The sequence below is a fragment of the Flavobacterium sp. TAB 87 genome (assembly GCF_001529295.1).
Lineage (GTDB): Bacteria > Bacteroidota > Bacteroidia > Flavobacteriales > Flavobacteriaceae > Flavobacterium.
The window spans coordinates 145,519-169,857 of sequence record NZ_LLWK01000032.1 but is presented as its reverse complement, the minus strand read 5'-3'; the positions used below and the strand labels follow the sequence as shown (position 1 = coordinate 169,857).

General features: G+C 34.3%; 22 protein-coding genes. 16 read left to right on the top strand and 6 right to left on the bottom strand.

Translation table 11 applies throughout. The features are described from left to right. Positions 1-174: 174 nt before the first annotated feature. Positions 175-825, top strand: coding sequence for a sugar-binding protein (locus AP058_RS04635; RefSeq protein ID WP_157492607.1), 651 nt, complete (start codon positions 175-177; stop codon positions 823-825). Positions 826-928: 103 nt separating this feature from the next. Here AP058_RS04635 and AP058_RS04630 read toward each other — a convergent pair whose 3' ends face one another. Then, positions 929-1,969 (bottom strand): LacI family DNA-binding transcriptional regulator, encoded by a 1,041-nt coding sequence (locus AP058_RS04630; RefSeq protein WP_066307318.1) that lies wholly within the window; start codon positions 1,967-1,969, stop codon positions 929-931. A gap of 274 nt (positions 1,970-2,243) precedes the next feature. Here AP058_RS04630 and AP058_RS04625 point away from each other — a divergent pair, with 274 nt between their 5' ends. The 7 genes from AP058_RS04625 (at position 2,244) to yidC (ending at position 11,704) form a co-directional block, all read left to right on the top strand. Beyond that, positions 2,244-3,329, top strand: a complete 1,086-nt coding sequence (locus AP058_RS04625) for a galactokinase family protein (RefSeq protein ID WP_066307316.1) — start codon at positions 2,244-2,246, stop codon at positions 3,327-3,329. An 18-nt stretch (positions 3,330-3,347) separates the two neighbouring features. Continuing rightward, entirely contained in the window at positions 3,348-4,223 is an 876-nt protein-coding gene (locus tag AP058_RS04620) for a sugar phosphate nucleotidyltransferase (RefSeq protein ID WP_066307314.1), read from the top strand. A gap of 21 nt (positions 4,224-4,244) precedes the next feature. Next, positions 4,245-5,627 carry a glucose/galactose MFS transporter gene (gluP, locus tag AP058_RS04615; RefSeq protein ID WP_066307312.1) on the top strand — a complete coding sequence of 461 codons (1,383 nt, stop codon included), beginning with the start codon at positions 4,245-4,247 and terminating at the stop codon, positions 5,625-5,627. Positions 5,628-5,657: 30 nt separating this feature from the next. Continuing rightward, positions 5,658-7,586, top strand: coding sequence for a glucosamine-6-phosphate deaminase (nagB, locus tag AP058_RS04610; RefSeq protein ID WP_066307311.1), 1,929 nt, complete (start codon positions 5,658-5,660; stop codon positions 7,584-7,586). Positions 7,587-7,690: 104 nt separating this feature from the next. Beyond that, positions 7,691-7,924: a DUF3820 family protein gene (locus AP058_RS04605; RefSeq protein WP_066307310.1), complete on the top strand. Its 234-nt coding sequence runs from the start codon at positions 7,691-7,693 to the stop codon at positions 7,922-7,924. A gap of 206 nt (positions 7,925-8,130) precedes the next feature. Next, complete coding sequence (locus tag AP058_RS04600; protein ID WP_066307308.1) at positions 8,131-9,744, top strand: CTP synthase; 1,614 nt, start codon at positions 8,131-8,133, stop codon at positions 9,742-9,744. 58 nt (positions 9,745-9,802) lie between these two features. Next, on the top strand, positions 9,803-11,704 hold the full coding sequence (yidC, locus tag AP058_RS04595; RefSeq protein WP_066307307.1) for a membrane protein insertase YidC: 1,902 nt from the start codon (positions 9,803-9,805) through the stop codon (positions 11,702-11,704). Positions 11,705-11,829: 125 nt separating this feature from the next. On the opposite strand, the gene AP058_RS04590 is transcribed toward yidC, so the two are convergent. Continuing rightward, positions 11,830-12,810: a fasciclin domain-containing protein gene (locus tag AP058_RS04590; protein WP_066307306.1), complete on the bottom strand. Its 981-nt coding sequence runs from the start codon at positions 12,808-12,810 to the stop codon at positions 11,830-11,832. A gap of 312 nt (positions 12,811-13,122) precedes the next feature. Between AP058_RS04590 and AP058_RS04585 the strand changes: the two genes are divergently transcribed. The 5 genes from AP058_RS04585 (at position 13,123) to AP058_RS04565 (ending at position 18,179) form a co-directional block, all read left to right on the top strand. After that, entirely contained in the window at positions 13,123-13,854 is a 732-nt protein-coding gene (locus AP058_RS04585) for a toxin-antitoxin system YwqK family antitoxin (protein WP_066307305.1), read from the top strand. Between the two features lie 68 nt (positions 13,855-13,922). Continuing rightward, positions 13,923-15,110 (top strand): tRNA 2-thiouridine(34) synthase MnmA, encoded by a 1,188-nt coding sequence (mnmA, locus tag AP058_RS04580; RefSeq protein WP_066307304.1) that lies wholly within the window; start codon positions 13,923-13,925, stop codon positions 15,108-15,110. Between the two features lie 82 nt (positions 15,111-15,192). Then, the gene (locus tag AP058_RS04575; protein ID WP_066307303.1) at positions 15,193-16,806 is read left to right on the top strand and encodes a S8 family serine peptidase; all 1,614 of its coding nucleotides are present in this window, start codon (positions 15,193-15,195) and stop codon (positions 16,804-16,806) included. A 13-nt stretch (positions 16,807-16,819) separates the two neighbouring features. Then, complete coding sequence (locus tag AP058_RS04570) at positions 16,820-17,764, top strand: nitronate monooxygenase family protein (protein WP_066307300.1); 945 nt, start codon at positions 16,820-16,822, stop codon at positions 17,762-17,764. A 4-nt stretch (positions 17,765-17,768) separates the two neighbouring features. Beyond that, positions 17,769-18,179, top strand: a complete 411-nt coding sequence (locus AP058_RS04565; RefSeq protein ID WP_066307298.1) for a hypothetical protein — start codon at positions 17,769-17,771, stop codon at positions 18,177-18,179. A 63-nt stretch (positions 18,180-18,242) separates the two neighbouring features. On the opposite strand, the gene AP058_RS04560 is transcribed toward AP058_RS04565, so the two are convergent. Beyond that, the gene (locus AP058_RS04560) at positions 18,243-18,677 is read right to left on the bottom strand and encodes a DUF4268 domain-containing protein (protein ID WP_066307296.1); all 435 of its coding nucleotides are present in this window, start codon (positions 18,675-18,677) and stop codon (positions 18,243-18,245) included. A 93-nt stretch (positions 18,678-18,770) separates the two neighbouring features. On the opposite strand from AP058_RS04560, the gene AP058_RS04555 reads away from it, so the two are divergent. Further along, positions 18,771-19,409 (top strand): CoA pyrophosphatase, encoded by a 639-nt coding sequence (locus tag AP058_RS04555; protein WP_066307295.1) that lies wholly within the window; start codon positions 18,771-18,773, stop codon positions 19,407-19,409. Between the two features lie 138 nt (positions 19,410-19,547). Continuing rightward, complete coding sequence (locus tag AP058_RS04550) at positions 19,548-20,357, top strand: 1-acyl-sn-glycerol-3-phosphate acyltransferase (RefSeq protein WP_066307294.1); 810 nt, start codon at positions 19,548-19,550, stop codon at positions 20,355-20,357. Positions 20,358-20,393: 36 nt separating this feature from the next. Here AP058_RS04550 and AP058_RS04545 read toward each other — a convergent pair whose 3' ends face one another. The 3 genes from AP058_RS04545 to AP058_RS04535 all read right to left on the bottom strand — a co-directional run bounded on the left by AP058_RS04545 (position 20,394) and on the right by AP058_RS04535 (position 22,639). Beyond that, positions 20,394-21,026, bottom strand: a complete 633-nt coding sequence (locus AP058_RS04545) for a hypothetical protein (RefSeq protein WP_066307292.1) — start codon at positions 21,024-21,026, stop codon at positions 20,394-20,396. Positions 21,027-21,031: 5 nt separating this feature from the next. Further along, positions 21,032-21,526, bottom strand: coding sequence for an RNA polymerase sigma factor (locus tag AP058_RS04540; protein ID WP_066307291.1), 495 nt, complete (start codon positions 21,524-21,526; stop codon positions 21,032-21,034). 180 nt (positions 21,527-21,706) lie between these two features. Beyond that, a complete protein-coding gene (locus AP058_RS04535) occupies positions 21,707-22,639 on the bottom strand; it encodes a DUF3810 domain-containing protein (RefSeq protein WP_369815129.1) in 933 nt (310 codons plus the stop codon). Between the two features lie 238 nt (positions 22,640-22,877). Between AP058_RS04535 and AP058_RS04530 the strand changes: the two genes are divergently transcribed. Next, complete coding sequence (locus tag AP058_RS04530; protein WP_066307289.1) at positions 22,878-24,338, top strand: aminoacyl-histidine dipeptidase; 1,461 nt, start codon at positions 22,878-22,880, stop codon at positions 24,336-24,338. The last annotated feature ends 1 nt before the right edge of the window (position 24,339 follow it).

The following is a 24,339-nucleotide window of genomic DNA, read 5'->3' as shown; positions in this document are numbered from 1 at the left end:
AAAAAATAAACTAAATGTTTTTTATGTCAAAGGAAAGTAAGATTATGATTTTTTGTTAAAACAAACTTTGATGATACGATAGTTTGACTTTTGACAACTCAAAAAAGAAAATGAAGTAAAAATTGTGAAGACGATTAATTGCAATTATTTTAGATGAAAATTAAATTAAAAAGTATGAATACAGAAATAAAAAAATACAGTGTAAATAAAATTGAGTTAGGATCTCTAGAGATTACAGGACAGGGAAATCAAGAATCGTGGAAGAACGCAATGGTGTTGAATGATTTTATTTCGCCGTGGTCCGATGACCTATTTGATAAAATAGAATTTAGAGCACTTTGGGATACCGAAAATTTATTTTTTTGCTTTAAAGTATACGATGGCACCATTCACATTGACAGTAAAGACGATTCAATTGATAGCATTGGAAATTCGGATAGAGTAGAGCTATTTTTTAGAAAAAACGCAGAACTCAGTCCGTACTATTGTTTAGAAATGGATACGAAACCAAGAGTAATGGATTTTAAAGCCATGCCAAATTGGAAATTTGACTTTGATTGGAATTGGCCGAGTGACGGAATCAAATTGCGCTCGTCAAAAAATAGTGATTATTTTATTGTTGAAGGATCACTTGGCATTGATGTTCTCAAAAAGCTAGAGTTGTTACAGGCGGATAATACGATTGAAACAGGTATTTACAGAGCAAAATATAAAGCAGATAAAAATTCAAATTATCAACCAACTTGGATTTCTTGGGTAAATCCGCAAACACAAACACCAAATTTTCATATTAGTTCATCGTTTGGCTTATTGCAATTAATATAGGCAATGATTAGATTTTTTGAATGCTGTGTTTCTGATATAAACGAAAAAAGAGAATTTAAAAAATTATCTTCAGAAATTTGTTCCGTCGTAATTGTGCTAATTTTTAATTAGCACAATAGGTGTCAATGTTTTCAGAATTAATAATATCAATCGGCAAAAGTGTATTGGTCGGAATGTCTTTTCCATAAACAATATTATCTGCAATATTGGTAATGCTTAAATAGGCTTGTCTTTTTGGATTTTGGTGAATTAAAAAATCAATTACTCCTTCTTTGACGAACGAAATATTATCATCAATTAAATCATAACCAATAATCGAAATTTTATTAGGAGCTAGTTTCTGAACCATTTTAGCAATCTGATATACTTTGGATGTGGTAACAAAAATACCATTTAACTGACTGTTCTCTTTCAAAAAATGCTCGAAGTTAATTGTAAAATCGGGATTTTTTAATTTTAAAGTGGTAATCTCAAAATTTTTATTTTCCTTTTCTTCAAAGTAGCTTTTAAATCCTTTTTCCTTTTCCTGCATGTGACTCGCATTCTTTACCGATTCATCAATATGGATAATCGCAATTTTATTTGCTGATAATACGTTCATTAATTTGGCGGCCACGCGTCCACTTTTAAATAAATCTTGTCCCACAAAACTTTTAATAGCTTCCGATTCAATTTGGTTGTTAAAGGTGGCAACTATAATTCCAGACTCGTCATATTTATTGCTTATTTTTATAGTTTCTTTATAAAAAAAAGGGGCTAATAAAACAGCATCAGGCGCAAGTTCAAGTACTTCTTTATTAATTTTTAAAAAGGAAGAAGTACTTTCTGGATCAAAAAAATAACTTTCAACAGAAAGGTTAAAGGCCCTAAATTCTTCTAAAGCTTGGGCAACTCCATCAAGACATGGCGCCCAATAGGGATCTATTTTCGGATCTGGAAGAATAACTGCAATGCGCGATATTTTGTTGTTTTTAAGATTTCTGGCAATTACGTTGGGTTCGTAATTTATTTTTGCTAAGACTGCCGTTACTCTTTCTAACGCAGCAGGCGAAACTTTTCCTCGTTTATGCAGCACACGATCGACAGTTCCTTTTGAAACTCTCGCCATTAGTGCAATATCTTTTATCGTGTACTTTTTGTCCATAGCAGGCAAATATATAAAATTTATTAAATGTACTATACACACCAATGGTTGTCGCATGCTTATTTGTAAAGATTTGATAACTTGTAATACCAGTTAGTAGCATTTAAAAACACAAAGACGCAAATATCATGTGTTCGAGCACATTTTATCGTATTTTACTTGGTTTATATATTTTAATTATATAGTTTCGTCTCATTATTGCCACAATCAGTAATTTTTTATGCTAAAATAATAGAATAAGACAAACTTTTTATTAAACTTATATAAGATATAAATGAAGAAAATTATATCAGTAGCTCCTGGCAGAATTTGTCTTTTTGGAGACCATCAAGATTACTTAGGACTGCCCGTTATTGCTTGTGCAATTGACAGAAAAATACAATTGGAAGCCATTGAAAACGATTCGGATGAGTTTCGCATTCATATGATAGACATCAACGAAAGCAGAACTATAAATATTCGTGCCACCTTTGAAGATTTGGAACAACGCGATTATTTTGCTTCGGCGTTGCGTGTGTTAAGACGTCACGGATGCGAGCCCAATAAAGGATATGATATTACAGTTACGGGAAACATTCCGATCAATTCAGGAACTTCTAGTTCGTCTGCATTGTTGTTGGCTTGGATTAATTTTTTAGCAACAGCTTTTGGAGTAAACGAAGAAATTACACCCGAGTTTATAGCACGAATTGGTTATTTGTCTGAAGTTGTAGAACACGGAGAGCCAGGCGGAATGATGGATCATTATAGTATTGGTATTGGTAATGTCATTCAAATTGATACTCGTAGCCCGTTTTCTTATGAAGTAATTGGTTCTGAAGTGAATGGTTTAATTAGTGGTGTTTCGGGCGTTCCTAAGCAAACTATTGGACTGATTGGTGAATTGAAGACCAACGCATTATTAGCCATTAGCGCCATAATGGAACATTTTCCTTACTTTAATTTAAACGAAACTTCGGTAAGCGACTTAGATAAATACCGCAATTATTTACCCGATCGTTTAATCCCTTTTTTCGAGGCAGCAATTATCAATCACCATTGTACACAAAGAGCGATTGTTGAGTTTCAAAAAGAAGTATTAGATCTTAAAAAAATTGGACAATTGATGAACGAGCATCATGCCGTTTTACGTGATTTATTAAAAATTACTGTACCTAGAATTGATGCTATGATTAATGCTGCGCTAAATGCGGGAGCATACGGAGCAAAAATTGTTGGCTCTGGTGGTGGTGGTAGTATAGTTGTAATGGCAGAACCCGGAAAAGAAGCGCCAATTGTTCAGGCTATTTTAAATGCTGGAGCCGTTGATGCTTACGCTGTAAAAGTTAATCCTGGTGCCCAAATAGTTCAGAAATTATAATAATTAAAAAATAAAGTTATGCATGACAGTTTAGTGATTTTAGCAGGCGGTGCTTCTTCTAGAATGAAGAAAGAAGCCGTTTCAGATAATTTAACAGCAGAAGAAATTGCACAAGCAAACGAACGCAGCAAAGGATTAATAGGTGTTGGACCGAATGGTCGCCCTTTATTAGATTACCTCCTTTTAAATGCAAAAAAAGCAGGATACCATGCTATTTATGTAATTATAGGAGAACAAGGCGGATTGTTTAAAGAATTTTATGGCAATCATAATAGCAATAATGATTTTCACGGCTTAAATATTTCTTTTGCCACTCAATACATTCCTGAAAATAGAGTAAAACCTTTTGGAACTGCCGATGCTCTGTTTCAAGCAGTAGAGCAATTTCCAGAATTACAAAACAAAACATACACAGTTTGTAACAGTGATAATTTATATTCTGTAGCCGCGTTATTGGCTTTGCGAAAAAACGAAAATCCGCATGCCTTCATAAGCTATGATAGAGATGCAATGGATTTTTCTTTAGAAAGAATTTCTCGTTTTGCTATTGCTAAATTGACAGATGATAATTTTTTAGTAGACATTTTAGAAAAACCAACAGCGGACATTTTAGATTCGTACAAAGACGCACAAGGAAAACTTCGTGTAAGCATGAACGCATTTAAATTTGACGGTTCAGTTTTGTATCCGTACTTAAAAAACTGTCCAGTTCACCCAGAACGAGATGAAAAAGAGTTGCCAACCGTTTTGTTAAATGCAATAAAAGACCATCCTAAAACAGCACTCGGAATTCCGTTGTCAGAACATGTACCAGACTTAACTGCCAAAGAAGATATTGCAGATGTTAAAGCCTATCTTAAAAAACACTATCCAGTTCTAGATTGGAATTCATAATTAACCACAATTATAAATAAAATGAATACTACCAAAACAGCTACACCTATTTACCAAGGCGGAGTATTAATTCCGATGTTAATTTTAACTTCTTTATTTTTTATTCTCGGTTTTGTTACTTGGCTAAATGGACCACTAATTCCGTTTTTTGAACTAGCGTGTGAACTAACCGAATCGCAAGCGTACTTTGTAACTTTTGCATTTTATATCGCGTATTTTGTAATGGCAATTCCTTCTTCGTGGGTCATTGAGAAGGTAGGCTATAAAAACGGAATATCGTTAGGTCTTTTAATTATTGCTTGTGGGGCATTTATGTTTTATCCTGCAGCAGCTACCAGAACTTTTGTGTTTTTCTTGCTTGCGTTATTTGTAATGGGAACTGGTTTGGCTATTTTGCAAACTGCTGCAAATCCGTATGTTGTGGTAATCGGACCTAGAGAAAGTGCGGCAGCACGAATTAGTGTGCTTGGAATTGCAAATAAGTTAGCCGGATTTTTGGCGCCCTTAGTTTTGACTGCTTTAGTATTGTCGAATATGAAGGAATACACTGCCGATAAAATTGCACTGCTAGACAGTGTACAAAAATCAAAAGTTTTAGATGATTTAGCACTTCAGTTGCAACATCCGTACCTTTTAATGGGAGTGATAATCGTATTTCTTGCATTTTTAGTTAAACTCGCGCCATTACCCGAAATCGATTTAGGAGATGATGAAATTATGAATGTCAGCATGTTACAACAGCTTAAAAATGCCTTTAAATATCCACAGTTGGTTTTGGGCGTTATTACATTAATGTTGTATCTTGCAGCCGAAGTTTTGGCAGGTGATTCCATTGGTGGATTCGGCAAACAATTAGGCGTTTATGGAGCGAACGGAGATTTTTATCTTAAACTAACTTCGTTTACGATGACAGCCATGGTTATCGGATACATAATAGGAATAATTTTAATTCCGAAATACGTATCTCAAGTTACCGCGTTAAAAGCTTCAGCAATTTTAGGATTAATTTTAGTGGCCTTAATTGTTTCACTTTCACCAGAATTGCAAATTCAATTGCCGGGCATTCCAGAGTTGCCAATTGTATTGCTTTTAGTAGCTTTATTAGGATTAGCAAACGCATTATGTTGGCCTGCAATTTGGCCATTGGCCTTGCAAGATTTAGGTGGATACACTAAAATAGGAAGTGCTATTTTGATTATGGGGATTATTGGAGGAGCCATTTTTCCGTTATTATATGGTGCTTTAGTCGAAAATATTAACAATGCAAATGTCGCAGAAGGCATTGCAGATACGGCGAAAAGCGGAAACCAAGTTGCCTACGCAATATTGTTTCCAGCCTATTTAATGTTATTGTTTTTCGCATTCAAAGGCCACAAGTATAGAAGTTGGTCTACGAATAAATAAGTTCTCTAAAAACTAAACAAAAATAGCGAAATGTTAAAAAGTGGTATCGACAAAGCAACTGGCTTTGAAAAAAGATTCGAAAATATTGATACAATAGTTTTCGAAAATTCTACATCGGCTTCAAAAGAAGTTGCACGAGAAATTGCCAATGTTATCAAGGCAAAACAAGAAAAAAATGAAATGTGTGTATTGGGTTTAGCAACGGGTTCTTCACCAAAAGGATTGTATGCTGAATTAGTACGCTTGCATAAGGAAGATGGATTGAGTTTCAAAAACGTAATATCATTCAATTTAGATGAATATTACCCGATGGAACCAGATTCTATTCACAGTTATGTGCGTTTCATGAACGAACAATTGTTTGGTCATGTCGATATTTTAAAAGAAAACGTTCACGTTCCTAATGGACTTTTAACCAAAGAAGAAATTGCAGCTTACTGTAACGACTACGAAGCAAAAATTGACGCCTTAGGCGGAATTGACTTGCAAGTATTAGGAATTGGTGCTAACGGACACATTGGTTTTAACGAATCTGGTTCTCTTCAAAATTCTAGAACACGTTTAGTAGCTTTAGATCACATCACGAGATTGGCAGCTAGTAAAGATTTCTCTGGTTTAAATAATACACCGCGTACTGCGATTACTATTGGAGTTAAAAAAATTATTGAAGCCAAACAAGTGGTATTGTTGGCTTGGGGAGAAGGAAAAGCAAATGTAGTAAAAGCTGCAGTTGAAGGACCAGTTACCAACCAACTGCCAGCATCATTTTTACAGGAGCACGCTAATGTTCTTTTTGTTTTAGACAAAGAAGCTTCTTCAAAATTAACGCGTATCAATACGCCTTGGTTAGTAGAGCAAGTATCTTGGACTGACAATTTAATTAGAAAAGCGGTTTTAGGTTTAGCATTACATCTTAACAAACCAATTTTAATGTTAACTGATGCCGATTATATTGAAAACGGTATGAGTGATTTGTTGGCAGATTCTGGTCCAGCATACGACATCAACATTAAAATTTTCAATAAATTACAAAATACAATTACAGGTTGGCCAGGTGGAAAACCAAACGCAGACGATACCCATCGTCCTGAAAGAGCAGAGCCAGCTCGTAAAAGAGTACTTATTTTTAGTCCGCATCCAGATGATGATATCATTAGTATGGGAGGAACTTTTATGCGTTTGCAAGAACAAGGTCATGAAGTTCACGTAGCGTATCAAACTTCAGGAAATATTGCTGTGGCAGATGATGAAGCGTTGCGTTTTGCACGTTTTGTAATTGATTACAACAGTAAATTTGGAATTAAAAGTGAAGAAGCAGAAAATATATTCAAAAAATCTGTTGAGTTCCTTAAAAACAAAAAGACTTCAGAAATTGACATTCCAGAAGTTCGTTATTTAAAAGGATTAATTCGTAAAGGAGAAGCGCGCTCTACCAGCCATTTTGTTGGATTAACAGACGATCAAATTCACTTTATGGAATTGCCTTTTTATGAAACAGGAACGATTGAGAAAAAACCAATTGGTTTAGAAGACGTTCAAATTACAATGGATTTAATCGAAAAAATCAAACCACACCAAATTTATGCTGCAGGAGATTTAGCAGATCCACACGGAACGCACAAAGTTTGTTTGGATGCTATTTTCGAATCGGTTAAAAACTTAAAATCAAAACCATTTATGGATGATTGTTGGGTTTGGTTGTACAGAGGCGCTTGGCAAGAATGGGGAATTGACGAAATCGAAATGGCAGTTCCAATGAGTCCAAGTCAAGTTTTAGAAAAAAGACACGGAATCTTCAAGCACCAGTCACAAAAGGACGGTGTTGTTTTTCAAGGATCAGATGCTAGAGAATTTTGGCAACGTGCGGAAGACAGAAACAGTGAAACTGCAATGCAATATCATAAATTAGGAATGGCAACTTATGCAGCAATGGAAGCATTTGTGCGTTGGCATTTTTAATTTAAAATCAATAAAATTATTCAGTTGAAAAGAATAATTTTGTATATTCTAGAAGCGAGAAAAAAGGAAATGATTCACTTTTTTCTCGCTTCTTTATCTTTAAAATGGAACAAGACAAAAAACAACTTATAAAATTAGCTCATACCAAAATGCCTTTTGGTAAATACGAAGGCTATTTTTTGATTGAGATACCCGAATATTATATTGTGTGGTACCACAATAAGGGTTTTCCAAAGGGAGAGCTCGGTCAGCAATTGGCGTTAATTTACGAACTGAAATTAAACGGCTTGGAAGATCTGATTCGAAATATTAAAAAAAAGTATCCAAATCCGAAATGATTTAAAAATTAAATTAGGTGATCCTTAGATCAGGAGTTCATAAAAAAAATCCTAGTTAATGATTATCTGAATTTCTTCTTTCTAAATTTTCAGAGTATTTAATTTTTCAATTGGCAAATTTTCTAATTGAGACATCATCTATTTGTCTAATTAAATTTGTACTTTTGCCACGTTTTTTTACACAACTACATACAAACAACAACAGAATGAATCAAACGAAATATATTTTTGTTACAGGCGGTGTGACTTCTTCATTAGGAAAAGGTATTATTGCAGCATCTTTGGCAAAATTGTTACAAGGAAGAGGCTATCGCACTACTATTCAGAAATTTGATCCGTATATTAATGTAGACCCAGGAACATTAAATCCATATGAGCATGGAGAATGTTACGTGACTGATGATGGTGCAGAAACTGATTTGGACTTAGGACATTACGAGCGTTTTTTGAATGTTCCGACATCTCAAGCCAACAACGTAACTACTGGTCGTGTCTACCTTTCTGTTATTGAAAAAGAACGTAGAGGTGAATTTTTAGGAAAAACCGTTCAGGTCGTTCCTCATATTACCAACGAAATTAAAGATAGAATGCAATTGCTTGGTAAATCGGGTGATTTTGACATTGTTATTACAGAAATAGGTGGTACGGTCGGAGATATTGAATCGTTGCCTTACATTGAATCTGTTCGTCAATTAGTTTGGGAACTGGGTGAAGGAAACGGACTAGTAATTCATTTAACTTTAGTTCCTTATTTAGCTGCTGCTGGGGAATTAAAGACTAAACCAACACAGCACTCGGTTAAAATGTTGATGCAAAGTGGTATCAAAGCAGATATTTTGGTATGTAGAACAGAGCACGAAATTTCTCAAGATCTACGTCAAAAATTAGCTTTGTTTTGTAATGTAAAAAAAGAAGCTGTTATTCAATCAATTGACGCTTCTACTATATATGAAGTTCCCAATTTAATGCTTGAAGAAGGATTAGACGTGGTTGCTTTAAATAAATTAAACTTACCTAAAAAAGCGGCTCCAGATTTAAAAATTTGGAACACTTTCTTAAAGCGTTTAAAAAATCCAAAACATACGGTAACTATCGGTTTGGTAGGTAAATATGTTGAAATGCAAGATTGCTACAAATCAATTTTGGAAGCTTTTATTCACGCAGGTGCAACAAACGAAACTAAAGTAAATATAGTTTCAATTCACTCTGAGCACATTACGAATGAAAATGTAGAAGAAAAATTAGGTAGTCTAGACGGTGTTTTAGTAGCTCCTGGTTTTGGTGAAAGAGGAATTGAAGGTAAAATTGCTGCAGTACGCTATGTACGCGAAAATAATATTCCGTTTGTCGGAATCTGTTTGGGAATGCAAATGGCAATTATTGAATATGCTCGTACAGTGTTAGGATACGCTGATGCTAATTCAACAGAGATGAACGAAAATACAACAAATCCAGTTGTAGATTTAATGGAAGCGCAAAAGACAATTACCGATAAAGGTGGGACAATGCGTTTAGGAGCATGGAAGTGTACTATTAAAGAAGGATCATTAGCACACACGATTTACGGAGAAACTACTATTTCAGAACGTCACCGTCACCGTTACGAATACAATAATAAGTATGTAGCTGAATTAGAAAAAGCTGGGTTAATCGCTTCGGGCGTAAATCCTGATACTAAATTGGTAGAAATTGTAGAACTGCAAAACCACCCATTTTTTATTGGCGTACAATACCATCCAGAATACAAAAGCACGGTGGACAGTCCGCACCCGCTTTTTGTAAGTTTTGTTGCAGCGGCAGTTGCGCATCATAAAAAATAATAAAAGTGCGGTGCAGAAATACTGTGCTACTTTATAAATAGAACTTTTTTAAAATAGAATGGAAAAAAAGAAATTTGACCTCAATTCGGTTATAGGCTTTATCTTGATTTTTGGTATTTTGATATGGATTATGTATCAAAACAAACCGTCGGAGGCAGAAGTTGCAGCTGAGAAAGCCAAGAAAGAATTAGTTGACAAACAGGAAGCACAAGCAAATGTTGATGCTGAAAAAGCAGCTGTTATAACAGAGGAGACTGCAACCGCAGGTGATTCTGTACAGTTGGCTAAAATGCAAAAAAGTTTAGGCGGCTTTGCTTATTCGGCTACTTTACCTTCAGCAAAAAATGAATTTACAACAATTGAAAATGATCTTGTAAAATTAAAAATTGCAAACAAAGGTGGATACATTGTCGAAGTACTTCTTAAGAAATACGAAAGATTCAGAAAAGATTCTGGTGAGTTGGTTGAATTGATAAAAGACAATAATTCGAATTTAAACATTCAATTAAATACAACAGATAATAGAACTTTAAATACTAAAGATTTATTCTTTGAACCAACGTTAACCAAATCAGGTGAAGACCAAGTCTTAACCATGCGTTTAAAAGCTGGAGCTAATGAGTTTTTAGAATACCGTTATGTATTGAGTCCTAACGATTACATGATCGGTTTTGACGTGCGTTCTCAAGGATTGAACAAAGTGTTGAATACTACAAAACCACTGGACTTAAAGTGGGATTTGAAGTCATTTCGTAATGAGAAAAGTATTTCTTATGAAAATCGTTATGCTGAGATTTATTTCGAATATGAGGACGGAAAAATAGATTATGCAGGTGTTGGAAATCACGGAGAAGAAACTCCTGAGAAAGTTAGTTTTGTAGCTTTTAAACAACACTTTTTTAGTTCTATTTTAATTACTGATAAGCCCTTTGAAACATCAAATTTAGAATCTACGAGCTTGGTTCATGATGAAAAAATTGATACCGTTTATACCAAACAATTTCAGGCTAATCTTCCATTGGCATTTTCAAATGGTGAAGTAGATTACAAAATGCATTGGTATTTTGGACCGACAGATTATAAGACTTTAAAACATTACGATAAAAATCTAGAGAAAATTGTTTCATTAGGTTGGGGAATTTTTGGATGGATTAACAAATTTCTATTTATTCCTATTTTCGGATTAATTAGTACTTACTTCCCATTAGGAATTGCAATTATTGTATTTACCATTTTGGTTAAATTGGCAATGGCGCCAATTACGTACAAGTCATATTTATCGCAAGCGAAAATGAAGGTTCTAAGACCAGAAATTGCTGAGCTTAACGAAAAGTATAAAAAAGATGCTATGAAAAAGCAGCAAGAAACAATGAAGTTGTACAACAAGGCCGGAGTTAACCCGATGGCAGGTTGTGTACCCGCATTGATTCAAATGCCATTTTTGTACGCGGCCTTTAACTTTTTCCCGTCTGCAATGCAATTGCGTCAAAAAGGTTTTTTATGGGCAGACGACTTATCCTCTTTTGATGCTGTAGTACAGTTACCATTCACCATTCCAGTATATGGAGATCACATCAGTTTGTTTCCAATTTTGGCTGCGGTTGCGATTTTCTTTTACATGAAAATGACGACAGGTGACCAACAAATGGCTGCCCCTCAACAAGAAGGAATGCCAGATATGGCAAAAATGATGAAAATCATGATTTATATTTCTCCGATCATGATGTTATTGTTCTTTAATAATTACGGTTCTGGATTGAGTTTATATTACTTTATTTCGAACGTAATTACAATCGGAATTATGTATGTAATTAAGTACAAGATTGTAGATAGCGATAAGATTCATGCACAAATTCAAGAGAATAAAAAGAAAGAGCCTAAAAAACAAGGTAAATTTCAGAGACGTTTGCAAGAAGTAATGGAGCAACAAGAAGCTGCAAAAGCAAAAGATAAAAAATAATACTGGCAATTAGTACTATTTAAGGAGTATAAAAAAAGGGTGAAAATCAACGTGATTTTCACCCTTTTCATTTGAGAAGAACGCTATTTACTTTAAAAAATCGTCCTTCAGCTTAACAATCACAATTAAAATTTTGGTAACAATACTTTATCAATTGCATGAACAATTCCGTTAGAACATTGTACATCTACTGCTACAATGTTGCTCACACGATCATTTGCATCTGTAATTTTAGCACCACCAGTTAAATTGATAGTTATATTTTGGTCTGCAAAAGTTTTTACAACCATTCCGTTTGTTAATGCTTTTGATTCAACATTTGCTCCAGTAACGACGTGGTATTTTAATGTAGTTTCTAAAACATCAGCAGGAATTTCTTTTAAACCTGCGAATTTTGTTTCTGCCAAAAAGCTTGTAAAAGCTGCGTTTGTAGGTGCAAAAACAGTAAAAGGAGAACTAGGAGTTCCTGACAATACCGTAGCAAATCCAGAAGCTGGGTTAAAAGTTAATGCAGCTACTAATGTAGCAAAATTAGGATTTGCGATAGCAGCATTGACAATGGTAGGTAATCCAATAACTCCGTCTACAACGTGTATCACTCCGTTAGTCGCTTTAATATCGACAGCAGTTACAGTAGCTCCCATGTTTGCAGTTCCACCATTTATCACTACTTTATCACCTTTGTTGATGTACATACTCAATGTATTGGTAGCAGAAGCGGATCCTTTTGCCATCGTCTTAACGTATCCAGTTGTAACGTCTGCAGCATTTACTTTTGCCATCAAAACGTGGTTTAAAAGAACTTCTTTTAAAACTGGTACTGGAACGGCATTTAAATCAGCAAACCCTTTTGCTTTTAAAAAGGCAGTAAACGCTGCGTTGGTTGGAGCAAATACAGTGTATTCTCCTGGCTTGTCTAAAGTTACAGCTAAATCAGCTTTAACTAAAGCTGACACTAATATACTTAGGTCGGGTGTTGCCTTTGCAATTTCCGTAATCGTTTGTGGTTTTTGAACCATTGGCTCATCATTGTCGTCGTTGCACGAAACAAAGACTGAAGATGCTACAAAAAGTAGGCTTAATACGCTAAATTTTAAAGTTTTCATGATTGTTTTTTTTGATTATTAATACGTAAAGCTACATTTATTTTGTTTACTCTTTTACTAAAATGATTAAACAATTAAAACTTTAACACTTTTGTTTAATCTTTTAATGTGTTGATTGAATGCGTTTTGAGTTGTTTATTGCAATTTATACGTTACCATTGTTACGAATTCTTTCATCACGATTTTATTCTAGCTTATGATAAAAAGTAAACAATAGTTAATCTGAATATTTACATATATAGGGTAGTATAAAATTTCAGCTTACTTTTGTGTTTTATCTTTACGTACCTAGAATTTTATAAAATAAACCATATGAGAAAATTACTTTTTTTACTGCTAGTAAGTTGTAGTTTGTTTGCACAAGACTTTAATAAATTGGATTCAAAGGGATTAAAAAACGGAGTTTGGAAAGGTGTGTATCAAGAGTCGAAGAGACCGCGTTACGAAGGCACTTTTTTACACGGAAAAGAAACAGGTATTTTTAATTATTACGATGATACTAAAAAAGGGGACATTGTTGCTACTCGCGATTTTAGTGCAAATGATGGTTCTGCTTACGTAGTTTTTTATGATCAGAACAAAAATAAAGTGAGTGAAGGTAAAGTCGTAAATAAAGTTCTTGAAGGAGAATGGATTTATTACCATCAAAAGTCGAAAGACATTATGACCAAAGAAAATTATGTAAAAGGTAAATTAGAGGGTTTGCGTTCGGTCTTTTATTCAAGTGGAAAAATCGCAGAAGAACAATTTTTTAAAAATGGTTTAAAAGAAGGACCATACAAAAAATATACAGAAAACGGACTGATTCTCGAAGAATCTAATTACAACAATGATTTATACAATGGTCAAGCTGTATTTAAAAATGGGGCAGGTCTAATTATTTCTACAGGAAATTTTATAAACGGAAAAAAAGCAGGAGTTTGGGAATTTTATGAAAAAGGAAAATTAGTTAAAGAGGTTAATATGAGCGATCCCAAGGCCATTAATCAGTCAATGACTAAAAGTAAAGTTAGTCCAGAAAAGAGAGTTAAACCAAAGCTTTAGTGCTTAAAGAGGTGCTTTAATAAATGTTTTGTACCTTTGCACTCGTATAAAAAAAGAAAAAATTGAAGATGAAGCGAGTAGTAGTAGGACTTTCTGGAGGTGTAGATTCAAGTGTTGCTGCTTATTTATTGCAGCAGCAAGGGTATGAAGTGATTGGTCTTTTTATGAAAAATTGGCACGATGATTCAGTTACTATTTCTAATGAATGTCCTTGGTTAGAAGATAGTAATGATGCTTTATTGGTTGCCGAAAAACTTGGGATTCCCTTTCAAACCGTCGATTTAAGTGAACAATACAAAGAAAAGATCGTTGATTATATGTTTAACGAATATGAAAAGGGACGAACTCCTAATCCAGATGTATTGTGCAATCGAGAAATAAAATTTGATGTTTTTATGAAAATTGCTCTTAGTCTAGGCGCAGATTACGTTGCAACAGGTCACTATTGTCAAAAAAACGAAATCGAAGTAGATGGAAAACCGGTGTATCAGTTAATTGCTGGTGCGGACGTGAATAAAGATCAATCGTACTTTTTGTGTCAATTGTCACAAGAACAATTAGCAAAAGCCTTATTTCCTATTGGCGCTTTAACCAAACCTGAGGTTCGTGAAATTGCGACTGAAATGGAATTAGTTACTGCCGATAAAAAAGATTCTCAAGGATTATGTTTTATTGGTAAAGTACGTCTGCCAGAGTTTCTTCAACAAAAATTACAACCTAAAGACGGGACTATTATTCAAATTGATAAAAACGACCCAATCTATAATACTTTCGAGCCAAGCGGAATCTCATTTGAGGAAGAGCTGGCTTTAGAAGCAGAGAAATTTCCGTATACTCCGAATATGGGTAAAGTGGTAGGAAGTCATCAAGGCGCCCATTATTTTACCATTGGGCAACGTAAAGGGTTAAACGTTGGCGGAACAACAGATCCGTTATTTGTGATTGCAACTAATGTAGAAACCAATACTATTTACACTGGTTTAAGCAGCCAACATCCTGGGCTATTTAAAAAAGCATTATTTATTGAACAGTCCGAAGTGCATTGGATTCGTACTGATTTAGCGCTTTCAGTAGGAGAGGAGAGGGAAGTAATGGCACGTATTCGATACCGTCAGCCGTTGCAAAAAGCAACACTTTACCAATTTGAAAGCGGAATGTACATTCGCTTTCAAGAACCACAATCGGCAATTACTGAAGGTCAATTTGCTGCTTGGTACGATGGAAATGAATTATTAGGTTCGGGAGTGATTTCGTAAAAATACTGTTTACAATAAGAGAATGGAATAATATAAAAGCTATTTTTGTTATTCCATTTTTTGTATAATAAAGTGAAGGATTATGAAACATTATTACATTTTAATTTTTACTTTATTTTCTACTATCGCTTTTGCACAAGACGACGCTTGGGTCTATTTTACGGACAAACCCAATTCACAATTTTACTTTAATAATCCGCTAGAAATGCTTTCTCAACGTGCTCTGGATCGGCGAAGCACGCAAAATATAGTTTTAGAATTCAAGGACATTCCGTTGGAAAGTTCCTATATCGATCAGGTAAAAAAAAGTGAAGGTATTTCCCTTCTAGCACATTCCAAATGGTTGAATGCGCTTCACATCCGCGGAAGCGTTACTGATATTAATGAATTGAAACGGTTGTCTTTTATTGATAAAATTGATTTTGCTAACAAAACTTTCAATTCTACTTCAACAAACAAAGCAACGCGGAAGACGGTTAAAGTTAAAAACAAATTACAAACTAATCTTGATTTTGCTTATGGTAGTTCTGTAAATCAAATTAAAATGTTACACGGAGATGTGCTTCACAAAAATGGATACACGGGATCTGGGAAAATAATAGCTGTTATAGATGCAGGTTTTCCGGGTGTCAATACTGCACAACCTTTTGAGCGATTGAGAGCTAATAATAAAATTTTGGGAGGGTATAATTATGTCAGTAGAAATGAAAACATTTATTATGGTGATTCTCACGGCACTCTGGTGCTTTCAACAATGGGCGGATTTACAGAAAACAAATTAGTAGGAACAGCGTTAGATGCGTCTTATTATTTATTTGTAACAGAAGTTGTGGAATCAGAAAATCCCGTTGAGGAATCTTTTTGGGTCCAAGCGGCAGAAAAAGCAGACAGTTTAGGAGTTGACATCATAACGACCTCGCTCGGTTACTTTGCATATGATAATGAAGCCTATTCTCATAGGTATAAAGATATGGATGGCGCTACAAACTTTATTTCTAGAGGTGCAGAAATTGCGTTTAATAAAGGAATGTTGGTGGTTGTTTCGGCTGGAAACGAAGGAAGTACTAGCGAACCTCATATTGGAGCTCCTGCCGATGCCGTTTCAGTACTTTCGGTTGGAGCAGTAAATTCATCCAAAAATAAAGCGAATTTTAGTTCTATTGGTCCCACTTCCGACAAAAGAATCAAGCCAGACATTATGGCGCAAGGACAACAAACCGTTTTATCGGATGCTTTTGGAAATATCGTTACCGCTAATGGAACCTCCTTCTCAGCCCCTGTTTTAGCAGGAATGGCGGCCTGTTTGTGGCAAGCACTACCTGATAAAACGAATCAACAGATTCGGGATTTAATTGTCTCTTCTTCAGATAATTTTGCTACACCCAACAATCAATATGGTTACGGAATTCCTGATTTTAGTATCGCGGCTAATTTGGTTTTAACTTTTTCTGAAAATGAAAATAGCAACTTTGTGCTATATCCAAATCCGACCCACAATGAAATCACATTTTTATCTTTGATGAAAGATGATGAAGCAAAAGTTATTGTATATTCTGCTCTAGGTCAGAAGCTGTTTGAAAAGAAAATTACTTCAGAAAAAAATACAATTTCATTGCAGACATTACCTGAAGGAATTTATTTTTATACCTTCGAAGCAGAAAAATATAACAAATCGGGTAAGATTATAAAACAATAAGAAGTTCGAGAATATGAATGCAATTACAGCGCTCTTCAAAATAAAATATCCAATTATTCAAGGCGGAATGATTTGGAACAGCGGCTACAAATTGGCAGCAGCAGTAAGCAATTCTGGCGGATTGGGTCTCATTGGTGCAGGTTCAATGTATCCGGAAATTTTGAGAGCACACATTCAAAAATGTCAAAAAGCAACTTCCAAACCTTTTGGTGTAAATATTCCGATGTTGTATCCGAACATCGATGAAGTAATGAAAATTGTGGTTGAAGAAGGTGTAAAAATTGTTTTTACGTCGGCTGGAAATCCAAAAACATGGACTTCATTTTTACAAGAAAAAGGAATTACAGTGGTACATGTTGTAAGCAGTTCTGTTTTTGCATTAAAAGCGCAAGCAGCTGGAGTGGATGCTATTGTAGCAGAAGGTTTTGAGGCAGGCGGACACAACGGAAGAGATGAAACAACAACTTTCACGTTAATTCCGATGGTGCGCGAGAAAATAACAGTTCCGTTAATAGCCGCTGGTGGAATTGCGACAGGAAAAGGAATGTTGGCCGCAATGGTCTTAGGCGCAGACGGTGTTCAAATGGGAAGTCGTTTTGCTGCTTCAGTTGAATCTTCGGCACATGAGAATTTTAAAAATAAAATTATTGAAGTACAAGAAGGCGATACCCAATTGACGTTAAAAGAATTGGCACCCGTACGTTTAGTTAAGAATAAGTTTTATAATGATGTGCAGGAATTGTACGCAAAGTGTGCCACCAAAGAAGATTTACTGTTATTACTAGGCCGAGCCCGAGCCAAGAAAGGAATGTTCGAAGGAGATTTAGATGAAGGAGAATTAGAAATTGGTCAAATTGCTGGATTAATACACGACATAAAACCAGTTCAAGCAATTATCGAAGAGATAATTTATGACTTTACAACCGCACAAAAAGAAACACTTACCTTAGAATTTTAATTGTATGAACTATATAAAAATTGTGTTTGTAATGCTAGTTTGCGCATTCAGTTACCAAACAGCAACTAGCCAGACTTATAAATTCAGAACTTCTGGATTTAGTGTTTTAGAAAAGAAAGATAATAATAAATGGGGCAAATGGTCTGAGCTAGAGTTATTAAATATTCCTGTGGTTTTAGATACCGATAAACACCGAATTGTTGTTTATACGCAATTTGTACAATGGTTTGAGATTTCAGATTATATCGCTACAGAAGAAAATGATACCGATATCGTACATTCTTTTATTTGTGTTGACAATGAAGGCACGAGTTGTAAATTATCAATTATAACAAGAAAATTACAGGACAACCGAAAGCAATTGTACATTAATTACAATAAGAGAATTATTTTGTATAATATTTTTAACAGTTAAAAGGATATTGATACTTGCTGTAAAATAGTAGCTAGTTATGAAAGCAGCTTTTCTAAAAATAACTTACTCAATATCTTTAATAAAATCGTCATACTCCAGATAAAATAATTCCAAAGCATTCATTTTTTCAAAAAAGAAATCAAAAATTACTTCCCAATTGTTGCGATTGCTAAAGCCAATTCCTGTTTTTTCGATCCAAATTCGACTGATATTTTTGCCACTTTCTAAAGTGTATTCACTTTCAAAAACCAGATCTTTTACAAATTCTTCTTCTAAAATGTTTTTGAGGGCGACTAACTTGTCGAAATAAGCCAAACGTTTTTCGTCATTGCGATGCTCAATGTCAATAAGAACTTGTGCTTTTTTATTGTCTACATAAAACTTAAAAGAAAAGTCTTTGATTTTCGTATCGTACAACACCCATTTACGGGGATATTTTTCTGCGAAAGCAACCCAAAATTCTCTTTTTATTTTTTGTGATTCTTGTTTACTGTACATTCTACTGGCTTTGATTTCAAAAAAAAACTTGTGTGAAGCTATTTTCTGAAGTATATTTATATCTTACTTAGCATACAAAAATAAGGTTTGCAGATGGATTTCCAAGAATTTTTGAAATATGTTCCTAATATCACGCAAGTACCACTGCCTGCGGTGCAATCGCATATCAAAATGGCACCTGTAGAACGAATAGATGCGTTAATAAATGTTGATTATTCATCAAAAAATCCCAGAATTGCTGCCGTTATGATGTTGTTATATCCTAAAGAGGGAGAAACACATTTAGTTTTGATTGTTCGAAATACGTACGTCGGTATTCACTCTGCGCAGATTGCTTTTCCGGGTGGAAAATACGAAATATCAGATCGTGATTATGCTTTTACAGCTTTGAGAGAAACACAAGAAGAAGTTGGTGTCGATCCCGAAAGTATTGCAATTATCCGTCCTTTCACCCCCATGTATATTCCTCCCAGTAATTTTGAAGTGCATCCTTTTTTGGGAGTGTGTCATAAGGAAATTTGTTTTGTGCCCGATCCAAGTGAAGTCGCTGCAATTATTGAATTGCCTCTTTCAACTTTTTTAGATGATCGCATTTTAATTGAAGCAATTTTGTCTACTTCTTATGCCGATAAAATAAAAGTTCCTGCTTTTGAAATTGATAGTAAAATAGTTTGGGGAGCTACTGCAATGATATTAAGCGAGTTAAAAGATGTTCTTAAAGCTTCTCTCTGAAAGTATTTGTCTTTCTTATTAAGTAACTATTTGTTTATAGGTGATTTGTGATTTTATAGCTGTCATGTAGTTATATACTAAGCAAAAAAGAATATTTTTGTATGTTTGCCGCCCTAATATCAATTTAAAATAAGTAGTATGGGATTGTTTAAAAGAAATCCTTTTGGTCATATTTATTTCATCAAAAAATGGTTAATCCGAATTTTTGGTGCAATCACGCACAAGCGCTATAGAGGTTTTAATGATTTGCATATTGAAGGTTCTGAGATTATAAAAAATTTACCAGAGACAAATGTGTTATTTATTTCCAATCACCAGACTTATTTTGCTGATGTTGTTGCTATGTTTCATGTATTTAATGCCAGTTTAAGCGGACGCCAAGACAATATTAAAAACATTGGATATCTGTGGCAGCCTAAAATGAATATTTATTATGTAGCAGCCAAAGAAACCATGAGAACTGGCTTATTGCCAAGAATTATGGCCTACGCTGGTGCAATAACTGTAGAGCGTACTTGGCGTGAAAAAGGTAAAGATGTTACAGAAAAAAAAGAGGTAAATCCAAATGATACCGAAAATATTAAAATAGCGTTGGAAGACGGTTGGGTTATTACGTTTCCGCAAGGAACGACTAAGTCCTTTAAGCCGGTGCGCAAAGGAACTGCACACATCATCAAACAACACAGACCCATTGTCGTTCCTATTGTTATTGATGGTTTTCGCCGTTCATTTGATAAGAAAGGACTTCGATTAAAGAAGAAGGGCATTCTTCAATCCTTTATCATAAAATCTCCATTGGTTATTGATTATGACAATGACACAATCGAAGAAATTGTAGAAAAAGTAGAATTTGCGATTGAACAACATCCTTCGTTTTTAAAAGTTATTCCTGCAGCATTGATCAAAGAACAAGAAGAACTGAATCAAATGCGTAAATGGGATTATTAATTGCGTTTAACCGCTTATTTACTGTAAGACTTCAAATTATAAATCAATCTTTTTTAATTCATTGTAATTAGCGTACAAACGACGCAACAATCTTCCGTATATCAGTCTGTAGATTGTCCATAATATTGCAAGTAAACCCAAAACCATCAAAAATAAAATTCCAAAAGTAATAATCGCCAATTGCGGACTCGTTGCAAACTGATCAGTTAAATTACTTATTTCGGGTGTATACAGAACAGCTATACAGATGGCAGAAATAGCTGTTACAACCAACATAGCCAAATTATACCAAACATAGCACTGTACAATTTTTCTAGTTTTTAGTATAGAACGCATCAATAACTTAGTAGAGGCGGTAGTCGAGATCGTGGTATAATTTTTATAAAACAGATAAATAAAAACTATAATCACCACATAATGAAATACATCCAAGAATTGCAAATACCAGTTGTTTTCCGGATATTTCATTTCTTTTATGTAATCACCTGTATTAGAAATTACCCCTATTCCGATCCACAATAAAACCTCGATGATACTGATTATAAAGATCGACTTCACTATCGAAGATGATTTTTGATGTATCATTTTGTAAATCTCTGTTTCAGACAATTGATTAAACGAACTTTCGTTCTTTTTCCAATCTTTTTTTAATAAATCCAGCTCTTTCATATTTCTTACGGATTTAATATTTTTTTAAGTTTTCCCTTTATGCGGTTCATTTTTACACGCGCATTGACTTCACTAATACCTAACGTTTCTGATATTTCGTGGTAATCTTTATCTTCCAAATACATAAAAACCAAGGCTTTTTCAATGTCGTTTAATTGATAAACGGCTTTGTACATCAATTTTAATTGTTCCTCTTCTTCATAATTGTAATCGACATCTTTTACAAAATGCTGCTGACTTTCATAACTTACGGTAGAAACAGTACGTTTGGTTTTTCGATAAAGTGTAATGGCTGTGTTTAAGGCGACGCGATAGGCCCAAGTCGAAAATTTGCTGTCTCCTCTAAATTTCGGAAACGCTTTCCATAACTGAATGGTAATCTCTTGAAACAAATCCTTGTACGCATCTTCATTGTCAGTATACAATCTACAAATTTTGTGGATTATATTCTGATTGGCTTGCAGTTGCGATACAAAAGATTGCTCTAGATTTTCAGTCATATTGTATAAGTAGTTTTAAATGATGTTTTGTTACAAAAAGAAATATTTATATACTGACATTTACTGTGCACTAGTCTATATCTTTATTTTTACCACAGACTAAAAATGTTAGAAGGATTCAATCGGTGAAAATTTTTTCAAACTATGGCTATTTCTAAATTATTAATCGTATTAGAAGAACTATAGTTCTTCTGTTTTGTAATAATTAACCATCAAATCTACAAATTTACTGTAGCTTTCTAAGCCGTCTCTTTGTTGATTTATTTTTAAGAAATTATCATAAAAAATCTTAAATCCTGTTTCTATTGGTGTTTCATATTGTTTCCAGAAGTCATCACTTTCTCTATAATTTTCTAAAACTCCTGGATTCACTTTGGCTAAAGTTGCTTTAAATAGTTCCTCATTTTGAGAACTTAAAAGTCCAAGACAATAGCGCAATGCGTAACTGTAACCAGAATATTTATAGTACAAATCATCATTTTTTGTGGTAGCTAAAAATCCGATAAAATTACATTCGCTTTCGCTTGCAAATCCCATTTGGTGCGCCATTTCGTGGCAACTCGTAAAAGGCAAATTATATATCGGCATCAAGCCATTTACTTGAGCTTCGTTGGTAAATGGATTCAAATAACCGCCAAATCCCATATAAGTTAGTGGCAGTGAAAACAAAGAATTTTTAATACTTAATTTTTCGTAATTGAAGAAAGCATATTGTTCTGAAAGGTTTTGATAGCCGTTTAAATTCATCGAAAAAGTAGCTTCTTTAGAATACGGGTAGACCACTTTTAAACTGTCGTTTTCGTTTATTTGAGAATGAATCTGGTTGGTTTTCAGAATTAATTTATTTGTAAACTGAAGTAAATCAGCATCAGAATATTCTTTTTTTATCTGCATTTTATCAGACAAAGATTCTCTGTAGTAATTGAAAGCCCATAAAAAGTGAAAGAAAAAATAAAATAAAGAAAGGGCACTTAATATTCGTAAAAAATTATTCTTCCAATTTTCTTTCCATGTTTTTCTGTTTTTCCAAAACCAACGAATGGCTAAAATAATTACGATGAAATACGCTACATCACCAACCGAAAAAGGTACAAAGCCAAATATAATTCTCAAAAAAGAAGCAATTTTAGGATATAAACCGTTGCTATAATAAGTCTCAACTTTTGCTGAAAAAGCGGGAAGAAATTGCAAAATGATAATTTGGAAAAGTAAAAAAAAAGGAAGAATGTATTTTTGGTTCACGATAAAATTTTATAACTGTAAATATAAATAGAATATCAATTACTACCGATAAGGAATTTAAACTTTGTAACTTTGAAGCTATATTTTGTTAAACTTCAAACTAATTATAATGAGTCAAGAAATAAGAAATTTAGAGCCTAAAGCCCTTTGGAATAAGTTTGCCGATTTAAATGAAGTTCCGCGCCCTTCAAAAAAAGAGGAACGTGTAATTGAGTTTATGAAAAATTTTGGTGAGAGCTTAGGTTTAGAAACTTTTGAAGATGAAATTCGTAATGTGATCATTCGCAAGCCAGCTACTAAAGGAATGGAGAATCGCAAGCCAATTGTGATGCAAGGTCACTTAGATATGGTGCATCAAAAAAATGCGGATACTGTTTTTGATTTTGATACACAAGGTATCGATATGTATGTGGATGGAGACTGGGTTCGTGCAAGAGGAACTACTTTGGGAGCTGATAATGGGCTAGGAGTAGCCACAATTATGGCTGTTTTAGAAAGTAAAACAATTGCGCATCCAGCTATTGAAGCTTTGTTTACCATTGATGAAGAAACCGGAATGACGGGTGCTTTAAATTTGAAAGGTGGAATTCTTCAAGGTCAAATTTTATTGAATTTGGACACTGAAGAAGACGACGAAATTGATATTGGTTGTGCAGGTGGAATCGATTTGAATGCACGTAGAAGTTACAATGAAGAAGAGGTTCCAGAGAATTCTGTAGGACATGTTATTCGTGTAAAAGGATTAAACGGTGGGCATTCAGGAATGGACATTCATAAAGGTTTAGGTAATGCTAATAAAATCATGAACCGCCTATTGTTTGATGCTTTTGAAAATTTCGGATTGCAAATTGCTGAAGTAAATGGCGGTGGATTGCGCAATGCGATTCCTAGAGAAAGTGAAGCTAAAGTAATTATTTCTGAAATGTTTGATGAAGCATATATTTTTGATATGCAAGAAATTATCAACGACATCAAAGAAGAGTTTAAAACGACCGAACCCAATCTGGTAATCGAAATTGAAAAATGTGATTTACCAAATAAAGTAATGGATCTAGGCGTTCAAGAAGGAATTATTAGAGCCATATATGCAGCGCAAAATGGTGTTTACCGCATGAGTGCTGATATGGAAGACTTGGTAGAAACTTCAAATAACTTAGCTCGTGTTTCTATTAAAAATGGAGAAATCGAAATCAATTGTTTGACGCGTTCTTCGGTAGAAACTTCTAAATTTGATTTGGCTAACTCTTTGCGTTCGGCTTTTGAATTGGTAGGTTGTGAGGTAGAATTAGCGGGTTCTTATCCAGGATGGACACCAAATGTAAATTCAGAAATTTTAGAAGTTTTAAAAGAAATTTACGAAAAGCAAAATGGTGATCAGCCCAAAGTGGTTGCATGTCACGCTGGTTTAGAATGTGGAATTTTAGGAACTAATTATCCTGATATGGATATGATTTCTTTTGGACCAACCATTCATGGTGCACATTCACCAGATGAAAGAGCAAGTATCAAATCGGCTCAAAAGTATTGGAAATTTGTATTAGAAGTCTTAGAAAATATTCCGGTAAAATAGT